The sequence below is a fragment of the Nostoc sp. MS1 genome, assembly GCF_019976755.1.
Taxonomy (GTDB): Bacteria; Cyanobacteriota; Cyanobacteriia; order Cyanobacteriales; family Nostocaceae; genus Trichormus.
This window is the reverse complement of record NZ_AP023441.1, coordinates 2,790,302-2,808,978: the sequence shown is the minus strand read 5'-3', so window position 1 is coordinate 2,808,978 and position 18,677 is coordinate 2,790,302. Positions and strand designations below refer to the sequence as shown.

The window sequence follows — 18,677 nt, the reverse complement described above, 5'->3', positions numbered from 1 at the left end:
GTTTTAAGTACTCAAAATAACTTTGCCATCTTGAATTACTACTAGCCTCACTCTTAAAGGCCCGGCTGTGTATGTGTCTTCGGCAGCGACAGCTTTAATTTCTATTGATTGATTTATTTGACTCAATAAAGCAACAAAGCGCAGCACTGTACCATCTATTTGCACGCTTTCAACAATTCCTGCATTCCTAGCGCGAAATTGAGAAGCAGAAATTAATAAATCTAACCTCTGTCTTAATTCATAAGATGTCATACTGCTAGGATTGGCTGTGGTTGTAGCCAAAACTTCGCTTCCTGAAAATACCAATACATTTCTAGCCGCATCAGCAAAAAATTCTATCTGCTTTTCTCCTCTGACATAGTTGCCAGCCGAGAATATTCTCACTACGTATTCTCGACCATCATCTATTTGCTGAATCAGTTGTTCAACTCTATCTGGAGTAATGCGTAGCAATTCGGTATTTGCCGAGTTCGCCCCAGGTTCGCTTAGTCCAAAACTAGCATTACGGTTTGCTTCTTGCAACAGTTGCGATATTACCTTACGTGCTGCGGTAACTTGATTAACACGCACCACAGCAGAAGCCAAAACTTGACCACGAACTAAGGCTAATTTGCCTAAACGTAAGTCGCGGTATGACTGATAATATTTTTCCAGTCGAGCTACTTCTTGTTCTAAATAATCCTGTTGTTTTTCTAATTCTTTCAGGCGAGATTCTCGCTTGGCTAGTACTTCTTCTCTTTGGGTAATTTCTAGGTTACGGTTTTGAATGATTTTATCCAGATCAGAAATTTTGCGATCGCGCTGTTCTACGGCTTGTTGACGGTTAGCTAGTTCCCTATCGCGTTCTTCTATGGCTTGTTTACGGTTAGCTAATTCTTTGTCACGCTGTTCTATAGCTTTTTTGGCTTCAGCATATAGCTTTTGCCGTTCTGTCTTGAGTTGTTCAACTGCGGCTTGTAGTGCTTGTCTTTGATTGTAAACGTTTTGCAGTTCGGCGATCGCTTTTTGATATTGCGTGACAACTTGACCTAGCCGGCTTTGTGTGCGCTGGAATTGTGCTTGTGTTTGTGCTAAATCTTGCTGTGCTTTTAGTTTCTCTTTCTTCGCTTCGTCGCGCTGAGTTTCTACCTGTCTTTTATCGCTTCTGGTGATTTCTAACTCTTGATTAACTTTATTGCGTTCAGCTTCTACTTGGCTTTTTTGTGCCTCAGCAACTTTGAGCTGTTCTCGTTTTTGTCTGAGGTCTTTTTGAATATCTTCTAACTCAAACACCCCTTTCCGTAGCCCTTCATCAGCAAGAAATAGAATAGCTAAGGTAGTGGCAGAAATTAATCCACCAGTAATAATAGTTACCAGTACAGCCGTATTTTTAGGGCGTAGATTAAACAGTGAGAGGCGTGCTTTGCCAACTCTTGTGCCGATGCGATCGCCAACAGTGGCAATTACACCTCCCAGAATTAAAATTGCTGCGATGAGGATGTACCCGGTGGTCATCTTCTGCTACCGAATTGCGTCCAGATACAGCCTACTACTTTCAATCATTATCTGTGGAGGATGGGAGGGTGGCAATAGCTGAAATTACCAAGGTTTTCGACTTTGTTCCAACTATATGCGTTATTTACAAAAATATAACATGCGCCACCCACCCTTGATCACAGTTAACTGGGCTGATTTTAAGTGAACTGTCTGCTGAGAGTCACTGGTTTATGCACAGTAATTTTCTTTTTGTGGATGGAAATCATTTTTTTCTCGCGGAGATCCCCTAATAGCCTCGTAACAGTAACGCGAGTGGAACCAATTGCTTCTGCGATCGCTTGATGAGATAACTTCAAGTCAATGGTGATGCCATCTGCACAGGGAATACCAAAATCACGGCAGAGAATTAACAGAAAACTGATTAACCTTGAACCCATATCTCGGTGAGCCAAAGTTTCAATCATCATTTCTGTTTGCAGAATCCGCGAAGATAGACCCCGCAGCATTAACATTGATAGTTCAGGATTTTCCTTAAGTGCTTGCTCAACTTGTTCAATGGGTGCAGACAGCAATTCTACTGGAGTAAATGCCACCGCATGGTAAAACCGATCTGACTTGTTTCCTGTCAACAAAGACAGGACTCCAAAAACGCTATTTTCCCGTAGCAGTGCGACTGTAATTTCTTCTCCTGCCTCGTACACCCTGGAAAGTTTTACAGCGCCTTTCAAAAGAAAGTAAACTCGTTCGGCAGGATCGCCAGGAAAAAAGATCGTTTTATTGCGTTCAAACGTTTCTACAACCGGCGGAAATGCCCCGGTTGCCATCTGACGAAAAACATTTGCTAGGGCCTTATCTTGTGTCACGATCATCTCCCTTCCCCTACCCAATACCGGAATAATAAAAAACTAAAAACTAATTACCTAAGAATACACCTGAAAAATGAATAAAGCACCGTTAACCATTCTGTACTTTCCTATACTCAAACACACAACTTTAAGGATATTTGTTCATAATGATACCTAATTTCTGCTATTTTTAGCCATCAATTCTTGATAGATACTTCTACTTGCTCTAACCATCAGGTTTCTTACAGAAAAAATTAAGTAATCTTGAAAATATCTTAAGAATTAACAAACATTTTATTCTAAAAAACTCCATTAATAATAAACATTTTTGTAACCAATGTATAAAACATAGATAAAGGACTCCGTTTGTCATTAGTCATTAGTCATTAGTCCACAGTCAAAAGGCAGGAGGCAGGAGTGAATTATTTCATCTACCTCATCTACCTCATCTACCTCATCTCCACCTACTTCCTCATCTTCCATTTCCGTAATGCTACGAACAACTGACCGATGACTATGGACTATGGACTAATGACCAATAACCACTAACCAATAGGTCAACGATTCAGGTATGCTCCTAATGAATAAATCAAAATAAGCACATCAAAATTGTATATGCTGAATCTGAACGGAAAAAATGCCTTGGTTACAGGTATCGCCAATAATCGCTCCATTGCCTGGGGAATTGCCCAACAACTGCACGCAGCAGGAGCGAACCTTGGTATTACTTACCTACCAGATGAACGCGGCAAATTGGAGAAAAAAGTTGCGGAACTTGTAGAACCCCTCAATCCCAGCTTATTCGTTCCCTGTAATGTTCAAAACGATGAACAAATTCAGTCCACCTTTGATACTATCCGCGATAAATGGGGCAGGTTAGATATTCTGATTCATTGTTTGGCTTTTGCTAACAGAGATGATTTGACAGGAGATTTTAGCCAAACTTCCCGTGCTGGTTTTGCCACAGCTTTGGATATCAGCACCTTTTCTTTAGTGCAATTAAGCGGTGCAGCTAAACCTTTAATGACCGAAGGCGGTAGTATTATCACCCTGACATATTTAGGCGGTGTCAGAGCAGTTCCTAACTACAACGTTATGGGTGTTGCCAAAGCAGGTTTAGAAGCAAGTGTCCGTTATTTAGCATCTGAACTCGGCCCCCAAAATATTCGCGTTAATGCCATCTCTGCTGGTCCTATTCGCACCTTAGCATCTAGTGCCGTCGGTGGCATTTTAGATATGATTCACCATGTAGAAGAAGTAGCTCCTCTACGTCGGACTGTTACACAAACAGAAGTAGGCAACACTGCGGCTTTCTTAGCAAGTGATTTAGCTAGTGGTATCACCGGACAAGTCCTGTATGTGGATGCAGGATATGAAATTATGGGAATGTAATAAGATTTGATTATTAGTCATTAGTCATTAGTCATTAGTCCACAGTCCACAGTCCACAGTACATAATTCTCTTCCCACTCCCTCATCTCCCCCTACTTCCTTATATCTTCCCACTCCTTCATCCCTAATTATGCAAATCAGCGATTATCCCCAACTCAATTTATCCTCAATTCCTCGAATTGCTTCTGTTCACCGTACAACTGGGGAAACGGATGTACAGGTGACTATAAATCTGGATGGTACGGGAATTTGTCAAGCCGTCACTGGCATTCCCTTTTTAGATCATATGCTGCATCAAATTGCTTCCCACGGCTTGATTGATTTGGATATTCAAGCTAAGGGAGACTGGGAAATTGATGATCACCACACAAATGAAGACGTAGGTATTACTTTAGGACAAGCCTTGGCTAAAGCACTAGGCGATCGCAAAGGTATAGTCCGCTTCGGCAATTTTTTAGCACCCTTAGACGAAGCTTTAGTACAAGTAGCACTAGACTTTTCCGGTCGTCCTCACCTGAGCTACGGCTTACAAATCCCTACCGAACGTGTAGGAAACTATGACACTCAATTAGTTAGAGAATTTTTTGTAGCATTAGTCAACCACAGCCAAATGACGCTACACATCCGTCAGCTAGATGGTATTAACTCCCATCACATCATTGAGGCTACATTCAAAGCCTTCGCCAGAGCCGTCAGAACCGCAATAGAAATCGACCCCCGCCGTGCTGGGACTATTCCTAGTTCTAAGGGTGTGCTTTAGGAGGTGTGAGGGAGATGAGGGAGATGAGGGAGAAATTCCTACTCCCTACTCCCTACTCCCTACTCCCCATGCTTAAATAATTTTCAACAATTAACAAACTTGTGGCGATCGCAGTTGTCTTCTTGGGTACTTTATAACCATCCTGTGCAGTCACTATTGTTAATTGAAACCAAATGCAGTCTTTTACAGATACTTCCAATCCTCAACTAACTACAACAGATACCCAAGAGGTAGTTTTGACTTCCGAGTTGCGAAAAGTTTACCGCACCGGGTTTTGGATGAATCAAAAAGTTGTTTCTCTTAAAGGCTGTTCTTTAGAGGTTTATCAAGGGGAAACTTTTGGTTTATTGGGGCCAAATGGTGCGGGTAAAACTACTCTGTTAAAACTACTGCTAGGAATTATCCGTCCTACTGCTGGTAAGGGATTACTATTGGGTAAACCATTAGGCGATCGCCAGATTAAGCAACATATTGGGTATTTACCAGAAAATCCTTATTTGTATGAGTATCTGACTGGCTGGGAATTTTTAGAAATGGCGGCTGGTTTGTTTGAAATTCCTACCGATTTACAACGTCAACGCATTCCCGAATTACTAGATTTAGTGGGTTTATCTGTAGCCGATGCACGTAAGAAACAGATGCGTCGTTATTCTAAGGGTATGCTACAGCGTGTTGGTATGGCTCAGGCGCTCATCAATGACCCAGACTTAATATTTTTGGATGAACCTATGTCTGGTTTAGATCCTTTGGGACGTTACCGGATGCGAGAAATTATCTTGTCACTGAAAGCCGCAGGTAAAACGATTTTCTTTAACAGCCATATTCTCAGTGAAGTGGAGCAAATTTGCGATCGCATCGCCATTCTTTCTAAAGGTGAATTAATTTGCTCTGGTTCCCTAGATGAACTACTAGGTAGTGAAAATACATACCACATGAAAGGTCAAGGCGGTGATTGGGAAGTTCTCAAAAAATGGCTTCCCAATTTAACATTTGAACCTGATGGTTCTTGGCGCGGTACTTTGCATGACGATTATTACGATTTTCTGGCTAGTGTTCGCTTGATGGGTGGACGAATTATTTCTATGAATTTATCTCGTCAGTCTTTAGAAGAATTTTTTATCACTCAAATTCAAAAACAAGATCAATCTTTTGAGCCTACACTTCAGGAATTAGAATGATGCAAAATTTTGCTATATGGAACCTCACATAAACCCATACACTAAGCTAAACTACTTTTAGGTTACATAAGGAAAATTTCAGTAATTCATGTGAGTTGGGCATTTTGTCCACAATCATAATGCAAGCTAAAGATGGAATAGCTTATATGAGGGAGTACAAAGTGTACATCTTCCTAAGTATGTTTTAATTTCTGAATTAATGGCAATATTTCAGTATAAATACTAAGACCAGAACTTTATCAAAATAACTGGTTAGTAGACTTAGACAAACTTTACTTTAACTTTACTAAAAATTTAATTTCAGGTAAAAACATCTGCCCGGATTGAGTTTAATTTTTAAAGAAAATGAGAATTGTCGGGAAACTTGAATACTTAAGTATAGTCAAGATTAAAATGTTTAGACAATACTTTACCGATTGTAGTCTCAGAGTTTAAAAAATATGCTTAACACCGGTTCGCTGAAACTTCTATCACAGCCAGCTGTGGGTGCGACTTTGTTAACGGCTGCTTATTTGTTTGTGCCGTTTGCCAGTGTAGCTCAGGGACAACAAGTATTTCCCAATCCGCGAGTAGTAACCCCCATTAACCGACAAGCAACAGCACCAATACCAATAGATACAAAATATTTATTGGGAGGCGGCGACCTTGTTCGTGTAAATGTGTTTGAAGTACCTGAATATGGTGGTGAATATCAAATTCCTCCTGGTGGAGCTATCAACTTACCTTTAGTTGGTAGTGTTACTGTTCAAGGATTAACAACTGAGCAAGCAGCTGACATAATTACCGAAAAATACCGTAGGTATTTAAAACGTCCTCAGATTTCTGTCAATCTTTTATCCCCCCGCCCCATCAACGTTTTAGTGGCTGGAGAAGTAACACGCCCAGGTGCTTATACTTTGAACTTACAAGGAGGCGCAGGTCAGAATCCAGGGGTACAATATCCAACTGTATTGGCTGCACTCACAATAGCTCAGGGTGTCACCTTAGCCGCAGATGTTACCCAAGTGACACTCAGACGTAAAACTAGTGGTTCTACTGAGCAAGTTGTTAATCTCAATTTAAAACAACTCATAGAAACAGGTAGTTCGTCTCAAGATATTACCTTGAGGGATGGAGACGTTATAGTTGTGCCAACAGCAACTAACTTTAACGTTGCAGAAGCACGTAATTTATTTTCTGCTAACTTTGCTGCTAGTCAAACTGCACCACGCACAGTAGCAGTAATTGGTCAAGTTTATCGTCCTGGCTCATATCTTGTAACTGCGGGTTCGACAGAAGCTCAAACTGGTGGAGCTACTGGTGGAGCTAGTGGCAGTGGTTTACCAACTGTGACACGGGCAATTCAATTAGCTGGTGGTATTACTTCAGACGCTGATGTTACTACTATCAAGCTACGCCGACCAACAAGAACTGGTGGTGAGCAAAGTATAGACCTTAATCTTTTGGAACTATTACGCAATGGTGATGTGAATCAAGATGTAATTGTCCAAGATGGAGACACAATCGTTATTCCTAAAGCTACTACGGTTAACCCAGCATTAGCTACGGAATTAGCAACTACTACTTTATCTCCAGATAAAATTCAGGTTGGTGTAGTCGGTGAAGTAAAACGCCCAGGATCTGTAGATATTAAACCTAATAGTTCTTTAAATCAAGCAATACTGGCTGCTGGTGGATTTAATGATGCAAGAGCGCGTAGTGCCAGTGTACAGTTGATTCGTCTTAATCCTAATGGTTCAGTGACTAAACGCGATATAAAAATTGACTTTAACCAAGGAATTAACGAGCAAACCAATCCCATACTACGAAACAACGATGTTGTTTTAGTTGGTCGCTCAGGTCTAGCCAGCACTAGTGATAGTGTAGGTTTGATTTCAGGGCCTTTAGGTACTTTCTTAGGGTTAATTAGGTTGGTCATCGGTTTTTAAAGCAATCTATTAAACTGGGGGCTTTGTTAAATTTACTTGTCCCCAGGTTTTTTTGTTGAACCATACAGGAAAACTGAGAGATTAGGCGGCTCATTATTTTCTTTTTCTAAAAAAATATTAGTTATACCCGTTTAAAAAAGAATGTACTCGTAGTGACGCATAGTTTTGCGTCACTACAGATAATAGGTATGTTACAAAGTTTTTTTTAGTTGGTATTATTTAGGCTATATAAAATACAACTGTCGCGGTAAGCTAGTTGACCATGATATCTGTAAAAGCAGCAGTATCCACTAGTGCATAAGTGAAAACATTAGACTTAAATGTAGGGCATGGTAGTACCGTGTCCTTTAAACTAAAATTGCCCTAAAAGGTAATAGGAGCATCTATGGAGCCAATTATTGCTATAGTCTTAGCCCTGATCGGTTATGCGTTAGGATCGGCAAAAATTATTAATGAAGGAAATGCCGCCCTTGTAGAACGCTTGGGACGGAGACATCGCACCTTAAGTCCAGGTTTAAACTTTATTGTGCCGTTGGTGGATCAGGTTGTGATGGAAGACACTACGCGCGAACAGTATTTAGATATCAAGCCACAGAACGTAATCACCAAAGATAATATTTACTTAGAAGTTGATGCTATTCTTTACTGGCGTATCAGAGATATTGAAAAGAGTTTTTATGCAATCGAAAACTTGCAAGGAGCCTTGATGCAGTTGGCAACAACCACACTCCGAGAGATTATTGCTCAAAACACTTTAGAGGAAACCAATGTTACCAGAGAGGAAATGAACCGCACAATCCTTAGAGAGTTGAATGAGACAACAGCAACTTGGGGGGTGGAAATTATCCGGTTGGATATTCAAAGAATTACTCCACCAGAGAGTGTTCGCAGGTCAATGGAAGAGGAAAGAGCGGCTGAAATCAAAAAACGAGCGTTAATTTCCGAAGCTGAAGGGGAACGCCAAGCAGCAATTAAGAAAGCGGAAGGAACCATGTCCTCAATGCAGATAATTGCAGAAGCATTGCGTAGCAATCCCGAAAGTAAAGAAATTTTGCGTTATTTAGTAGCTCAAGATTATATTAATGCCAGCTACAGACTAGGAGAAAGTCCCAATGCCAAAGTTGTATTTGTAGACCCTGGTAAATCAGGTGACTTGATGAAAGAAGTAATTGCTGAATCTACAAATACTGAAAGTAATGGAAATGGTAGTGAGAGGTAGGAGGAGATGAGGGAGATGAGGGAGAAATTCTTTGTTACTCAATACTCATCATGCGCTAAACGCGCCGCTACCGCTAACACTACTTACCTCGAAATACTGCATCTGCAACCAGAGATACTTCGCGCATCTGTTGTACGTCATGTACTCTTAAGATATCCGCACCGTTGAAAATGGCAGCGCAACAAGCGGCTGCAGTTCCCCAAACTCGCGCTTTGGGGTCTGGTTGATTTAATATCCGACCGATGAAACTTTTACGAGATGCACCTACCAAAATAGGACAGTTTAGCGATCGCAATAAATGTAAGTTTCGTAATATTTCTAGATTTTGTTCGTAGTTTTTAGCAAAACCAATTCCTGGATCAATCATGATTTTTTCGGGTTTGATACCCAAATTTGTGGCTATGGTAATTTGGTTAGCTAAAAAACTAGCAATTTCTCCCATTAAATCTTGATAATCAGTAAATTGCTGCATCGTCTGCGGTGTACCTCGCATGTGCATCAATACTATTGGTACGCCTAAACTTGCTACTGTTGGCAACATTTGGGAGTCAAATGTACCACCAGAAATATCATTAATAATATCTGCTCCAACTTCAATCGCTGCTTTGGCTACACTAGCTCTAGTTGTATCTACGGATATAGGCACAGAACTTTGCGATCGCACTAGCTCCACAATTGGCAAGACTCGCTCCAGTTCCTCTGCCAGAGTGATTTGCTCTGCTCCTGGTCTAGTCGATTGACCACCAATATCGATAATATCAGCGCCAGCCGCTACTAAAGCTTGTGCCTGAGCCAAAGCCGCCGAAGTAGTATTAAACTTACCACCATCACTAAAACTATCAGGCGTTACATTTAACACGCCCATTAAATAAGTACGCTGCCCCCAATTAAAACAGCGATCGCGTATTACTAACTTACTACACATAATTATTAGTCAATAGTCAATAGTCAATAGTCAACAGTTTTGGACTATTGACTATTGACTATTGACTGTGGACTATTAACTTTTGACTCCTTACTGATAGTTGACAATTCTGGCGAAACTGTCAGGTTCTAGACTTGCTCCGCCGACGAGAACGCCGTCAATTTCACTTTGAGCCATAATTTCATCAATATTGTTTGGTTTGACTGAACCACCATATTGAATTGGTACATTAGGATTCTTCAACTGGCTACGAATTAAACCAATAACTCGATTAGCCTCAGTTGTCTCACAGGTGTCGCCTGTGCCAATTGCCCAAATTGGTTCGTAGGCAATCACTAAATTTGTCTGATCGACATCAATTAGGTCTTTATCTAATTGGCTGGTAATGAGTGATTCAGTTTCCCCAGCGTCCCTTTGTTGTTTGGTTTCGCCTACACAAAGAATTGGCGTTAAACCATAGGTTTGAGCTGCTTTCAGACGCAAATTAACTGTTTCGTCTGTTTCCCCAAAATATTGTCGCCGTTCACTATGACCGACAATTACGTAACGTACACCAATCTCTGTCAACATGGGGGCAGAAATTTCACCCGTGTAGGCTCCACTTTCCGCCCAGTGGACATTTTGCGCTCCTAGTTGTACACGGCTGCCGTGTAAACTCTTGGACAAAATGCCCAGGTCAGTAAAAGGAACACAAAGCAGCACTTCTCGTTCTTGAGGTGTTTCCTCTAGTGCAGGCAGAAATCCTTGTAGAAACTCTTGGGACTCTGCCTGAGTTTTGAACATTTTCCAGTTACCAGCAATAACTATTTTCCGCACAGGTGATTTAGCCAAGTTCCTAACGCTACTAGATGCAATTTTCACTGTACTACTTTTTATGACCCACCCTGCCTATAATTGCTCAAACTGGTCTGGGAGCTTACAGGAGGGAGAGCTAGGGGCTTGAGGCTAGAGTAACTGTAGGGTGCGTATTGTCTATTTATCTAACCGCCCACATTCATTGCTGCCAGCATAGCTTTTTGGCTAACTTCTTTGTAAAGAGTTTCCAAGTATTTCATGACTATATCGCTAGAATTTAGACTTGCTGAATTTTCTTCATCCTTTGCTAAAGGAATTGCCCCCAATATATCTAATACAGTTTCGCTAGTTGATGGTGCAATCACAACTAAAGAAGACTCTAGTGGCTCGTTGTATTGCCAACAAGAAAGCAGGTTAATATTTATTTGATTATTGGTAATTGGTTTCTGCGTTTCGGATGTTTCTGTTACTTTAACTTCAACTTTTCCTCTACGTAATTGTCGTAAATCACTAATAATTTGCTCTTTGGTACGTCCGCGTAATTGAAATAATACAAATGGGTCTTCACTGAATCTATCACCTAACTGATAGTAAACTGCACCAACGTGTTTACAAGGGTTAGCTTTATCAGGACAAGAGCATTTACTATGGACATCAGACAGAGTAAAAGGGAATAAAGAAAGCCCATTACTGGTGAATACATCTTCAATATTTTGGGGCATTTCTCCTGCTAATAGCTTGGCAGCGAATACAGCCTTTTGAGACATTGTTTCAATTACATAGCCCCATTGTTCATCAGTAAAGGGATCAAGAGATAAAGAGACTTTATATGGTTCTTCTTCACTACCCTGAACTCTTGCTAATACTTTTGCACTTTTAAATTCGATACTTAAGACATTACCTTGACGGGCATATATTCTTGCTCGTTCTAAACGTTTTTTAAAGCGATAAGAATCTAATAAATCTAGCCACCTTTGTGACCACCATTCACGGCTTGCTTGTAGAGTGTATGTATTCATAATTATTTACAAAATGTTCTATAAATATTACTTAAGGGGGATGTAAGGATAAAAGAAAAACTTTTTATATTGTTGTGTCATTTATTACATAGTTAAGCTAATTAAGTATTGAATCTTAACTAAATAATAAATTCTTTCCTTTTTTGTTTTCCTTTATTATAGGTTTTAGATTATCCATAGAGTTTTGTTTATGGTAAGTATCAGAATATTCGACATATAAGAATTAATTAGAGTAGACATCGTTGATTTATTTTGATAGTTAATTCCTTTTTGATAGATAAAACGGTAAGCTAAGAAGAATATTAAGCAAAGATAAATTTGCATCATCTGAAAATATCCGGATTGGCTAGGAGTAACAAAAGTTAACTCCGAAATACTGTAATTTTTTGTGACAATTCTAGAGGTAAGTTCATGGCTCAGTTTCTCCTTGAGACTGTTTGGCTAGTCCCTTTGTATCCTTTGATTGGCGGGCTGTTAGCTATACCTTGGTCGCCGGGGATCATTCGCAAAACGGGGCCAAGACCGGCAGGTTATGTAAATTTAATCATGACATTTTTCGCGTTGGTGCATAGCGCGATCGCCTTACAAGCAACTTGGAACCGTCCACCCATAGAACAATTCTTTCCCTGGCTATCTACGGCTGGGTTAGACCTGACTATTGCGATAGAAATCTCCTCTATCACAGTGGGAGCAATGGTAGTCATCACTGGCTTAAATTTCCTCGCCCAAATTTTTGCCGTTGGCTACATGGAAATGGATTGGGGATGGGGGCGTTTCTACTCATTATTAGGGTTATTTGAAGCCGGGTTATGCGCTTTAGTGCTGTGTAATAACCTTTTCTTCAGCTATGTCATATTAGAAGTTCTTACCTTGGGAACCTACTTATTAGTGGGTTTATGGTTTAGCCAACCACTGGTAGTCTCTGGTGCGAGAGATGCTTTCCTCACCAAACGGGTAGGAGACTTGTTTCTCCTGATGGGAGTATTAGCGTTATGGACTCTAGCAGGAACTTGGGATTTTCCCGCACTAGAGCAATGGGCGCAAACAGCTAAGGTTGACCCCACTGTCATTACATTAGTAGGTTTAGCTTTAGTTGCCGGGCCGATGGGTAAGTGCGCTCAGTTCCCCTTGCATCTGTGGTTAGATGAAGCGATGGAAGGCCCTGTTCCTAGTACAATTTTGCGGAACTCGGTAGTAGTTGCTAGTGGTGCATGGATTCTGATTAAACTGCAACCAGTATTAACCCTATCGCCAATAGTTTCTTCATTTATTGTGGGGATTGGTGCAGTAACAGCCATTGGTGCTTCTTTAATTGCGATCGCCCAAATTGATATTAAACGCTGCTTATCATACTCAGTCAGCGCATACATGGGTTTGGTGTTTATTGCTGTAGGCGCACAGCAAGACGAAGCAGCACTATTGTTAGTACTTACTCATGCCCTAGCTGCGGCATTGTTAGTTATGAGTACTGGCGGTATTGTTTGGAATAGCATCACCCAAGATTTGACTCAACTAGGTGGGTTATGGTCACGCCGCCCTATTTCCGGCTTATCCTACATCGTTGGTGTATTGGGTTTAATTGGTGTTCCCCCACTTGGTAGCTTTTGGGCATTACTGAAACTAGCTGATGGTTTATGGAATACTCACCCTTGGTTAGTGGGAATTGTTATAGGGGTGAACGCTTTAACAGCCTTTAGTTTAACCAGAGAGTTTGGCTTAATCTTTGGTGGTAAAGCTAAACAAATGAGTGAGCGATCGCCGGAAGTTCATTGGCCAATGGTATTACCAATGATGATTTTATTCGGCTTTGTTCTACACCTGCCTTTAATATTGCAAAGCTTATCTCTTTTACCTAGTTGGGCCACCTTAAATAAAGATGTTGCTCTACTATTAATTTGGTCAAGCATTTTCGGTTGCAGCATTAGCGCCGTCATCTACTTAGGCAACATTATTCCTAAACCAGTCCGCCTACCCTTCAAAGGTTTACAAGACCTAATTGCTTACGATTTTTACACCCCCAAATTATATAAAATGACGATCATTTTCGGCGTTGCTCAACTATCCAAATTCGCCGATATGATTGACCGTTTCGTCGTCGATGGTATCGTCAATTTTGTGGGTCTGTTCTCGCTATTAGGCGGGGAAGGTTTAAAATACAGCACCTCTGGACAAACCCAATTTTATGCCTTCACCGTACTTTTAGGAGTAGGTCTTTTAGGCGCGTGGGTGACTTGGCCTTTCTGGGGAATCCCCTTTTTAGAATTGATTTATTAAGTCAATAGTTAGTAGTCAGTTGTTAGTAGCAAAAATCTACAATTGACTACTGCGATCACTTTTATTTTGAATTTTGCATTGGTTATGCTTAGTGTATTAATTTGGATACCGATTGTAAGCGCCATAATTATCGGATTTTGGCCAAGTAGTCCCAATCAAGCCAGCCGTATTCGTCTAATATCTTTAACCGTTGCGGCCATAGTCTTATTCTGGAACCTATTTATTCTGCTGAAATTCGACCTCAGCAATCCAGGAATGCAGTTTCAAGAGTATCTACCTTGGAATGATACCTTGGGCTTGAGTTACCAATTAGGCGTAGATGGGCTATCAATTTTGATGTTGATATTAAATAGCCTCCTCACTTGGATTGCTATTTACAGCAGCAGTAACCAGACAGAACGCCCACGCCTTTTCTACTCATTGATTTTGTTAGTCAGTGGCGGCGCTGCTGGTGCATTTTTAGCAGAGAATTTACTGCTATTCTTCCTTTTCTACGAACTAGAATTAATCCCCTTTTATTTGTTAATTTCCATTTGGGGAGGGGAAAAACGCGCTTACGCTGGTATCAAATTTTTGATTTACACAGCTGTTTCCGGCGCATTCATTCTGGCAACCTTCTTAGGCATGGTTTGGCTGACTGGTTCTACCAGCTTCGCCTTTGATGCTATCTCAACTCAAACCATCTCTGCCACACTGCAATTTGTTCTTCTGTGCGGAATTATCATCGGCTTTGGTATCAAAATTCCTCTGATTCCTTTCCATACTTGGTTGCCTGATGCTTATGTAGAAGCATCTGCACCAGTTGCCATTCTTTTAGGTGGTGTGTTGGCAAAACTCGGAACTTACGGATTATTGCGATTTGGTTTGGGGATGTTTCCCCAAGCTTGGAGTGTAGTAGCACCAACCTTAGCAATTTGGGGCGCAGTCAGTGCTATTTATGGCGCAGTAATTGCGATCGCTCAAACAGATATCAAGCGCATGGTAGCCTACAGTTCTATCGGTCACATGGGATACGTATTATTAGCTTCTGCCGCTAGTAATTCTCTATCCTTAGTAGGCGCTGTATCACAAATGTTTAGCCACGGTTTAATCCTGGCTATACTTTTCCATTTGGTAGGAGTCATAGAAGTTAAAGTTGGCACAAGAGAACTAGATAAACTTAATGGTTTGATGAGTCCTATTCGTGGTCTACCGCTAATTAGTGCTTTACTGGTTCTCAGTGGTATGGCTAGTGCTGGTATACCTGGGTTAGTCGGATTTATTTCTGAATTTATCGTTTTCCAAGCTAGTTTTTCTGTATTCCCTTTACCGACTTTGTTATGTGTTGCAGCAAGCGGGTTAACAGCAGTTTATTTCGTTATCCTCCTCAACCGTACCTGTTTCGGTAAACTAGATAACAACCTAGCCTACTACCCCAGAGTTCTTTGGCCTGAGAAAACACCAGCCTTAATTTTGGCAGCTTTAATCATCTTCTTAGGTGTGCAACCCACTTGGTTAGTACGTTGGAGTGAACCCACAACCACGGCAATGGTAGCAGCAATTCCCCCTGTAGAGAAAACTGTAATCTCTCAAGTTGCTTTGAAGTAATTAAGGAGTGCTGAGTATTTGATTAATTCACTCATGACTCAGCACTTACTACTCAGCACTTAATTATTACAGGAGGAAAAATGGATCTCAAATTCATCCCTATTGGTCTTGTACTATTTCGCTTTTTGATATCACCTTTCCTCCTGTGGGATGCCTGGGATGGACAAACCAGTATTTGGTTTATCGTGGGTTTTGTTGCTGCTTTTGTTTCTGATATTTTTGATGGCATTATCGCCCGACGCTTGGGTGTCAGCACTGCTAATTTAAGACAAGCTGACAGTTGGGCTGATGTTTACCTTTTCAGCAGTGTATTTATAAGTGCATGGTTGAGTTATCGAGATATTCTTATAGCTGAAAAATTGCCTTTATTGATGGCTGTTTTTGCTCAGTTGGCATGGTGGATAGTTAATTTAATTAAATATGGTAAACCTGCTAGCTATCACACCTACTCAGCCAAGTTCTGGGGCATCACTCTATTCGTCGCCATTATTGCTTTATTTGGCTTTAATTATGCAGGAATTACTTTATGGATAACCTGCATTGTCGGTACAATTCATAGTATTGAAGAAATTTTGATGACCTTAATATTGCCTGTTTGGACTCATGATGTTTTAAGTATTTTTCATGCGCTGAGTCTACGCCAAGAGTTTCAAAAAAGTGAAGTCTAATTAACCCAAAAAAAGCAATCCTTTTGTTTCTTGCTGATTAACCCTTGATAGAAAATTTGCTCCAAGGAAACCACGATGGTACAAACTCCAGAAAAACCGATTACAAAATTACCACCGTCTCAACATGAGTTTGCTGAGGTAATTCATCGCCTAGAAGCTGGCGGTTCCATGTTACCAGATACGCCAGAAAATCTGATGCAAATTATCGGCATATATAAGGCTTATGCTGTGCCGATGGATTTTTATTGGCGTGACCTACTTTATATTGCCGAACAAGTATTTTTAAACCCGTTACCCTTTTTCAAATACTTCATTCCTCAAGAATATTTAGATAGACATAATCATTACGCTGGTGATGATGCTGATTTAAGAATTTGGCGTGGCCCAGCCACAGCACACCCGGAACTTCTGGAATTTATGGAGAAGGGTGAAACCGGCAAGATGCCAAAATTATTGCATCACTGGTTACACGATCGCGTTAACATGGAGTTCGCGGAAGCGTGTATGCAGGCTATGCTATGGCATCGCCACATGTATGCGCCTGTTAACCAGTTTGATGCCTACTTAGACTCAGACGAATATAAAGCTAACGCTGATAGGGCAATTAAAGCCTACTTCCAAGGCAACCCCTTGATGTTGGGACTTTACAAACTGTTCCCTGATATGTTCTTGGAACAGTGCCGCCAGATGTCATACTACGCTAACCTGGGCTTATTCTGGGAAGTCATGGCCCCGGTGTTCTTTGAAATGTCGGATATCTATGATGAAGGCGGCTTCAAAGGTGTTCCCGATGCGATGGACTTTTTGATTAATGGAATATTTGCGATCGCAGGTCGTCCGATTTACCATCATGTATATATTCGGGGTGAATGTTACGAAATTATCCCCAAATCCAAAGGTTTCACTTGGCTATACGAAGCTGCATTACCCTACGTAGAAGCAGTATTCTACCGCACAGCCCCATTCCGTGGTACAAAATCTTACAACGCCCAAGCTGGTCAAGTACCTACTGATCAAAAAGACTTCCACTACGGTATTCTCTACGCTGACGTATTTCCTGTAGGTACTGCGGGTATTCCGCCCACATTATTAATGCAAGATATGTTGCACTTCTTACCACCATATCTGCTTGATTACTACAAACAATATTGCCGTGGTGAAGAAGATATGTTGATTCAGTTGGGAGTTACTTTCCAACGTTCAATGTATAACGTTACTTCTGCTGTAATTCAAGCATTACGTACAGCACTTTTATATCCATTAGATGACCCAAACCCCAAACATTTACAAGCCAACCGCGAGTTTTTTGAAGCCCAGCTAAATCGCTTTACTCGTTCCGAATACAATATGCGTGATGCTGCGCGTCTGCGCCAAATTCAAAATCAAGATTATCGCTAAAGTCTTTACCTTACGACTACATTTCGATTACTCCAGCCCCCTTTTTAGGAGGGCTTTTTTATTATTGCCAGTTACAGCATTTTGCTAGTCAATGGAATACAAAAGACCCCACCCGCCCAATTTAATTGTAATTATGCTGCCAGAATACATACTGCTTTTGATTTTCAGTTAATTTGGAAATAACTACTAACCCAAGTTGCTAGTTACTCTCTTCCGAAAGATGACATAGGGGTAAAGAAACAAGAAAATCCCTCCAGACAGAGAATTAGGAGGGATATATGTTAAATGAAATAGTTACCATCTATTCTGTCATAGATGACCTGTTGAAGGCGATCGGACATGATGAAGATAGTCGTTGTGAAATGAGCGATGGAGAAATTATCACAACGGCAATAATCGCAGCTATGTACTTTGGTGGTAATCACAGTCAGACTTGCAGCTATATGAAAGACCATAATTTGATACCACGAATGTTAGAAAAATCACGATTTAATCGGCGATTACACAAAGTCTCGATGTTAATCAACGATTTATTTCATCAAGTAGGAATGGCACTCAAAGAGATTAGTGAAGATACGGAATATCTTTTAGACTCATTTCCGGTGCCGATATGTGACCCTACGGGTTCGCCACTTCCTACAACGGGGGGAACCCCCGCAACGGAGTGGCTCATAATATTCGCATCTTTAATGCGAAATTGATTCAATCAGAAGAATATCGGGGTTATATTGCATCGAAGAAACGTTATTTTTATGGAGTGAGAGTACAGTTATTAACCACCAAAACAGGTATTCCGGTGGAATTTGTGTTCATGCCAGCTAGCGCGACAGATATACGGGGATTGGGAGCTTTACCCTTGAATTTACTACCAGGGAGCCAAGTTTATGCCGATTGTGCCTATCTTGATTACACTGTAGAAGATGACTTGATTGAAACTAGTCAAATCTCGATGCAAGTCATGCGAAAAATTAACTCTAAACGCCAAGATGCACCGTGGATTCAATACATTAAACAGTCTATTCGTCATTACATTGAAACTGTATTTAGCGGCATTACTAGGCGCTTTCACAAATCTATTCATGCGGTAACATTTGAAGGGTTTTTACTGAAGTTACAAGCTTTTATTTTTGCTTATACTCTGCAACAAGCTTTTATTGACTAAGTTGTAAATGTTACTTCATCTTCAACTACACTGAATATTTCAGATTGCATT

General features: G+C 40.7%; 16 protein-coding genes. 11 read left to right on the top strand and 5 right to left on the bottom strand.

Going from position 1 to position 18,677, the window contains the following annotated elements:
• Window positions 1–3 precede the first annotated feature (3 nt).
• Window positions 4–1,494, bottom strand: coding sequence for a DUF3084 domain-containing protein (locus tag NSMS1_RS12155; RefSeq protein WP_224093429.1), 1,491 nt, complete (start codon window positions 1,492–1,494; stop codon window positions 4–6).
• A gap of 179 nt (window positions 1,495–1,673) precedes the next feature.
• Entirely contained in the window at window positions 1,674–2,345 is a 672-nt protein-coding gene (ntcA, locus tag NSMS1_RS12150) for a global nitrogen regulator NtcA (RefSeq protein WP_017321409.1), read from the bottom strand.
• Between the two features lie 591 nt (window positions 2,346–2,936).
• Here ntcA and fabI point away from each other — a divergent pair.
• The 5 genes from fabI to NSMS1_RS12125 all read left to right on the top strand — a co-directional run bounded on the left by fabI (window position 2,937) and on the right by NSMS1_RS12125 (window position 8,798).
• The gene (fabI, locus tag NSMS1_RS12145; RefSeq protein ID WP_224093427.1) at window positions 2,937–3,713 is read left to right on the top strand and encodes an enoyl-ACP reductase FabI; all 777 of its coding nucleotides are present in this window, start codon (window positions 2,937–2,939) and stop codon (window positions 3,711–3,713) included.
• A 130-nt stretch (window positions 3,714–3,843) separates the two neighbouring features.
• A complete protein-coding gene (gene hisB / locus NSMS1_RS12140) occupies window positions 3,844–4,473 on the top strand; it encodes an imidazoleglycerol-phosphate dehydratase HisB (protein WP_224093425.1) in 630 nt (209 codons plus the stop codon).
• Window positions 4,474–4,646: 173 nt separating this feature from the next.
• Window positions 4,647–5,651: an ABC transporter ATP-binding protein gene (locus tag NSMS1_RS12135; protein WP_224093423.1), complete on the top strand. Its 1,005-nt coding sequence runs from the start codon at window positions 4,647–4,649 to the stop codon at window positions 5,649–5,651.
• A gap of 440 nt (window positions 5,652–6,091) precedes the next feature.
• Window positions 6,092–7,579: an SLBB domain-containing protein gene (locus tag NSMS1_RS12130; RefSeq protein ID WP_224093421.1), complete on the top strand. Its 1,488-nt coding sequence runs from the start codon at window positions 6,092–6,094 to the stop codon at window positions 7,577–7,579.
• 385 nt (window positions 7,580–7,964) lie between these two features.
• The gene (locus NSMS1_RS12125) at window positions 7,965–8,798 is read left to right on the top strand and encodes an SPFH domain-containing protein (protein ID WP_224093419.1); all 834 of its coding nucleotides are present in this window, start codon (window positions 7,965–7,967) and stop codon (window positions 8,796–8,798) included.
• A 79-nt stretch (window positions 8,799–8,877) separates the two neighbouring features.
• Here NSMS1_RS12125 and folP read toward each other — a convergent pair whose 3' ends face one another.
• The 3 genes from folP to NSMS1_RS12110 form a co-directional block, all read right to left on the bottom strand.
• Complete coding sequence (gene folP, locus NSMS1_RS12120; RefSeq protein ID WP_224093417.1) at window positions 8,878–9,723, bottom strand: dihydropteroate synthase; 846 nt, start codon at window positions 9,721–9,723, stop codon at window positions 8,878–8,880.
• 90 nt (window positions 9,724–9,813) lie between these two features.
• Window positions 9,814–10,539: a triose-phosphate isomerase gene (tpiA, locus tag NSMS1_RS12115; protein WP_224095212.1), complete on the bottom strand. Its 726-nt coding sequence runs from the start codon at window positions 10,537–10,539 to the stop codon at window positions 9,814–9,816.
• Between the two features lie 164 nt (window positions 10,540–10,703).
• Window positions 10,704–11,537 carry an SWIM zinc finger family protein gene (locus NSMS1_RS12110; RefSeq protein WP_224093415.1) on the bottom strand — a complete coding sequence of 278 codons (834 nt, stop codon included), beginning with the start codon at window positions 11,535–11,537 and terminating at the stop codon, window positions 10,704–10,706.
• Window positions 11,538–11,948: 411 nt separating this feature from the next.
• Here NSMS1_RS12110 and NSMS1_RS12105 point away from each other — a divergent pair, with 411 nt between their 5' ends.
• From NSMS1_RS12105 to NSMS1_RS12080, 6 genes are all read left to right on the top strand, one after another.
• On the top strand, window positions 11,949–13,811 hold the full coding sequence (locus tag NSMS1_RS12105) for an NAD(P)H-quinone oxidoreductase subunit F (protein WP_224093413.1): 1,863 nt from the start codon (window positions 11,949–11,951) through the stop codon (window positions 13,809–13,811).
• 84 nt (window positions 13,812–13,895) lie between these two features.
• Entirely contained in the window at window positions 13,896–15,398 is a 1,503-nt protein-coding gene (locus NSMS1_RS12100) for an NADH-quinone oxidoreductase subunit M (RefSeq protein WP_224093411.1), read from the top strand.
• Window positions 15,399–15,478: 80 nt separating this feature from the next.
• Window positions 15,479–16,066, top strand: coding sequence for a CDP-alcohol phosphatidyltransferase family protein (locus NSMS1_RS12095; protein ID WP_224093409.1), 588 nt, complete (start codon window positions 15,479–15,481; stop codon window positions 16,064–16,066).
• A 75-nt stretch (window positions 16,067–16,141) separates the two neighbouring features.
• Complete coding sequence (locus NSMS1_RS12090) at window positions 16,142–17,464, top strand: CO2 hydration protein (RefSeq protein ID WP_224093407.1); 1,323 nt, start codon at window positions 16,142–16,144, stop codon at window positions 17,462–17,464.
• Between the two features lie 278 nt (window positions 17,465–17,742).
• Window positions 17,743–18,165 carry a hypothetical protein gene (locus NSMS1_RS12085; RefSeq protein ID WP_224092649.1) on the top strand — a complete coding sequence of 141 codons (423 nt, stop codon included), beginning with the start codon at window positions 17,743–17,745 and terminating at the stop codon, window positions 18,163–18,165.
• Complete coding sequence (locus NSMS1_RS12080; protein WP_224092650.1) at window positions 18,129–18,626, top strand: transposase; 498 nt, start codon at window positions 18,129–18,131, stop codon at window positions 18,624–18,626. Before NSMS1_RS12085 ends, NSMS1_RS12080 begins: the two co-directional genes overlap by 37 nt.
• Window positions 18,627–18,677 lie beyond the last annotated feature (51 nt).